Origin of the sequence: Mycetocola sp. (assembly GCF_025464835.1) — a bacterium.
In the GTDB taxonomy this organism is placed as follows: Bacteria; Actinomycetota; Actinomycetes; order Actinomycetales; family Microbacteriaceae; genus Mycetocola_A.
On sequence record NZ_JAODMP010000071.1, the window covers coordinates 1 to 3702 of the forward strand.

The 3702-nt window shown below is 66.0% G+C and carries 5 protein-coding genes and 1 pseudogene; 3 read left to right on the forward strand and 3 right to left on the reverse strand.

Annotated features, from left to right (window positions below):
- Positions 1-317: VanZ family protein (locus JWP90_RS09110; RefSeq protein WP_367182704.1), on the reverse strand; the 317-nt coding region annotated here is incomplete at its 3' end.
- A gap of 215 nt (positions 318-532) precedes the next feature.
- On the opposite strand from JWP90_RS09110, the gene JWP90_RS09115 reads away from it, so the two are divergent.
- The 3 genes from JWP90_RS09115 (at position 533) to JWP90_RS09125 (ending at position 2532) form a co-directional block, all read left to right on the forward strand.
- Positions 533-1240, forward strand: coding sequence for a spermidine synthase (locus tag JWP90_RS09115; RefSeq protein WP_297362838.1), 708 nt, complete (start codon positions 533-535; stop codon positions 1238-1240).
- A 161-nt stretch (positions 1241-1401) separates the two neighbouring features.
- Positions 1402-1851 carry a hypothetical protein gene (locus JWP90_RS09120; protein ID WP_297362841.1) on the forward strand — a complete coding sequence of 150 codons (450 nt, stop codon included), beginning with the start codon at positions 1402-1404 and terminating at the stop codon, positions 1849-1851.
- Between the two features lie 528 nt (positions 1852-2379).
- Entirely contained in the window at positions 2380-2532 is a 153-nt protein-coding gene (locus JWP90_RS09125) for a hypothetical protein (protein ID WP_297362844.1), read from the forward strand.
- A 124-nt stretch (positions 2533-2656) separates the two neighbouring features.
- On the opposite strand, the gene JWP90_RS09130 is transcribed toward JWP90_RS09125, so the two are convergent.
- Together JWP90_RS09130 and JWP90_RS09135 are read right to left on the reverse strand one after the other, a co-directional pair.
- Positions 2657-3430: an HAD-IIB family hydrolase gene (locus tag JWP90_RS09130; RefSeq protein WP_297362847.1), complete on the reverse strand. Its 774-nt coding sequence runs from the start codon at positions 3428-3430 to the stop codon at positions 2657-2659.
- 25 nt (positions 3431-3455) lie between these two features.
- Positions 3456-3702: pseudogene (locus tag JWP90_RS09135) on the reverse strand (hypothetical protein); the annotation flags it as partial.

A 3702-nucleotide genomic window follows, 5' to 3' on the forward strand; every position in this document is an offset into this window, starting at 1 on the left:
GGGCGCAAGACCAACTGGATGAACTCGGCGGCGAACGAGCCGGCCACGCAGAGGGTCGGCGCCATCCACCGGCGGCCCTCCGGCATGACCAGGGCGAGCGCGAAGCCCAGGGGAACGAAGAGGAGGATGTTCCCTCCGAACTCCAGCGCTCCATAGCGCAGAAAATCGGGCAGCCCGGACGCCCGCAGCTGCTCCAGCGTGTCTCGCAGCGAAACGCGGTTGTCGATCGGTGTTGGCCACAGCGCCACCAGCGCGTCAGCGGTGAGCACGACACCGAGAAACGCCAGGGCGATCCTCCGGAATGCGCGAGTCGACATGAGGTCTCCGGATGCTGGGGAGTGAGAGAACGTCAGTTTAGGCCCGAGTGGTCATGTTGAGTGAACCGGATGCGATCTCGATACCCGGCGCTCGCACTACCCGATCAGCGGGTGGGGTTTCGACTCGATCAGCGCACGGCCCTACTCGATCGCCGCCTGTCCTCCGGCGTGGGACCATTGGGTATGCGCATTTCCTCCCGAATTCCCGGCATCCGATGAACCTGCGCTTCGAGGAGCTCGCCTGGCAGGAGACCCCGCTCGGTGAGCTCAGCCTGCGCCGACGCCACGACACTGCTCTCGACGTCGACATCTATGAGGTGAAGCTGGGTGATGAATTCCTCATGTCGAGCCTGTTCCCTGTCGCGGAGATCGAGCTGGCCCACCTCGGGCTCGCCGCCGTCGAAGGCGATCGCCTCAACGTCGTGGTTGGCGGGCTCGGCCTCGGCTACACCGCTCAAGCTGTGCTCGCCCATGAGCGCGTCGCTGTGATGACCGTGGTCGACACCCTTGATGCTGTGATCGACTGGCACCAGCGCGAGCTGCTGCCGGTGTCGACCCCGATCGTGACGGATGCCCGCACTCGGCTTGTTCACGACGACTTCTTCGCGCTGATGCGGCGCCCGCCGGCATCCGATTCGCCGTTCGACGCGATCCTCGTCGACATCGACCACTCGCCCAGGCACCTGCTGAACGAGGACTCGGCCGGCTTCTACACGGTCGAGGGAATCCGGCAGGCTGCGGCGCATCTGGCGCCAGGGGGAGCGTTCGCGCTCTGGTCGGACGATCCACCCGACGAGGCCTACTCCGCTCTGCTCGGCGAGGTGTTCGGCACCGTCGAGGCCCATGTGGTGCCGTTCGCCAACCCGCTCACCGGCGGGACGTCTGCGAACACGGTTTACGTGGCATCCGGACGCAAGGGCTGACACCTCGGCTTCTGGCCCGTCGATGACGCCAACGACCCCGTACCCGATCGGCCGTTCGGGTGCTGGTCACGTGAACGGATAGGTCCTAGGCTCTCTGCTAACTCAAGGGAGAGTTTGTGCGGTTTATCGGGGGAGTGGCGCTGTGCGCTGGTGCTTTGCTGGTGAGCGCGTGCAGCACGACCACCGCGGTGCCCGGACCGACGGTGACCGTGACGGCGTCTGCCCTGCCCGAGGTTCGAGGCCCTGGCTCCCGCATCGACGCGCTCGACGCCTATGCCCTGTGCTCCGCGCGCATCTATCGTCCGCCCCTCGAGGGACGTTATTCCGTCAGCACCACTCCGTTCGAGAGCGCCACGATCAAACGCACGGATTCGTTCGGTTGGTACGTGTTGTTGAAGCGGACAGACTCGTCGCCGGGAGCCGTCGAATATGGACTCCCGACCGAGGCCTGGGGGCGCTGCGCACTCGACGGAACCTTCGACGACGTCACCTGGACAGCACACGCTTACTGCTCGGGGCCGGAGCCGGTCGATGACCTCTCAGACCTTGCAGCAATCGGAACCTTCGACCCTTCGAATCCGCATGCTCCGTTGTGCCCGACGGGGGACTGATCCCGTGATTCCCCGCAGGCGAACCATTGCCGCGCTGGCTCTCATAACCGTGCTCACCGGCTGCACGAACACCGCAGTCCCCGGACCGGCCACCACCGTGACAACGACAGCGGCCCCGTCGACGCCGCCCCGGTCCCCGTCCGACCCGCTGACCGGATACGAGGCACTTATGCTTTGCGCCGCCCACCCCACCGACCCAAGTCCGTTCGGTGAGCTGCCGAGGGAAAGAACGCTCGACCTCGATCAGGTGTTTGAGCGCGACAGCGGACACTGGTGGGTTGTCATTGACGAGCGTGACCCGAATCCCATCCCGGATGACCACATGTATCCCACTGGGGACTCATGGTCGTACTGCCTGCTCGGCGGAACGATCGGGAAAGTCGAATGGATCGGATGGGGCGGGTCGGCGGAGGACCCGGGAGCCGAACCTCCGGAATATTGGCTGGACGGTGCTGATTGACGAGGGTGTAGCAACGCCGACACCGAACAGGGCACCACGCCGGCGTGGGTGTGTGCGCGGGACCGGATGTGTCGGTTCTGGATGCTGACCTGTCCGCGTTGGGTGCGCTGACCGATGACGAGCTGCTGACGAGGATTTCCGGCGTCTCGGTGGTGGTACGCCAGGACGGACTGGCCGCCCGGCACGGTTTCGCCCGCCGTCGCATCCGTGTGAGTGCGTGAGACCGGGCGGGAGCCGCTTCGATTGGCGCTGAGGCTGGTTACCTGCTCGGGAACCCGGCGGTCGCGCCAACTGGACGACAACGGAGCATGGGCAGCGGGACGGCGCACCCCACGGGTCCGGGTCTTAGACGGCGGCGGCAGCCTTCAGCTGCGGAATCAGCGCCTCGACGAACCGGGCGGTGTCTTCCCAGTCGTCGACGGCTTCACAGCGCACGCCGAGGGCTTTCACCGGGTAGTCGTTCCCGTTCACGTCGAGGCGGTCTCCGATGAAGAGCATGTCGTCGAGGGAGATGCTGGTGAGTTCGGCGAGCTTCTTCATCCCGTACGCCTTGTCGATGCCCTTGCGGGTGATGTCGACGGAGGTGGACCCGCCGGAGCGGACTTCGAGGTCAGGGATGTCGGCGGCCACCGCCTGACGGAGCGTGTTCTTCTTCTCGCCGGTTGGGTCCCATGCCTGCTTCGCTGGAACCGGAGCGGCCTGGCCGAGAGCCGAGAAGGTGATCTGCGAGCCGCGGTCCTCAAGGATCGGGCCCCACGTGTCGGACTCCCAGAAGCCGAGCTCCTTCGCGCGGCTCTCGACGGCCGCGAGGGCCCGGGCCTTTTCGTCGTCGGTGAGGTTCTCGGCGTAGATCTGTTCCCATCTCTCGCCCTTGAACCGGAAGTACTGGGTGCCGCAGGTGGGCATCAGGTGCAGGCGCTCGAGGTGCGCCGATCCGGCCTCCGGGAGGTTGTCGATCGCCTGCATCTTGAACTGGGAGAACTGGCCGCCGGAGATGATGCACACCGGCACGACGTCGAGCAGGTCGGCGAGGATCTGCGACATGCGCGGGTCCATAGGTGACTTCGAGGGTGCGAGTGTGTCATCGAGGTCGAATGCGACCAGGCGGGTTTCAGGCATGGCTCCATTCTTGCCTACTCGCGACTCATGCGTGAATGAACGCCGGGTCAGGGGGTGGCGGTGCGCCGGGGATCGGGCCGAGGGAACCGACAAGGACATCGTCCTCATCCCGCACCAGCGCGTAGCAGTACCAGGCCGGCCCCTCGGGGCCGACGAACTCGAAACGCGCATCGAAACCGCCTGCGAACGGGGCATCCCTGGCGACGACGATGCCACAGCTGCGATCCGCTGTCCGAGTCGCCGTCGACGCCGTCACGAGGATGCCGGGGAGC

Coding starts and splice junctions, on each gene's coding strand:
- JWP90_RS09115 (WP_297362838.1), top strand. CDS start 533: ATGAACCTGCGCTTCGAGGAGCTCGCCTGGCAGGAGACCCCGCTCGGT.
- JWP90_RS09130 (WP_297362847.1), bottom strand. CDS start 3,430: ATGCCTGAAACCCGCCTGGTCGCATTCGACCTCGATGACACACTCGCA.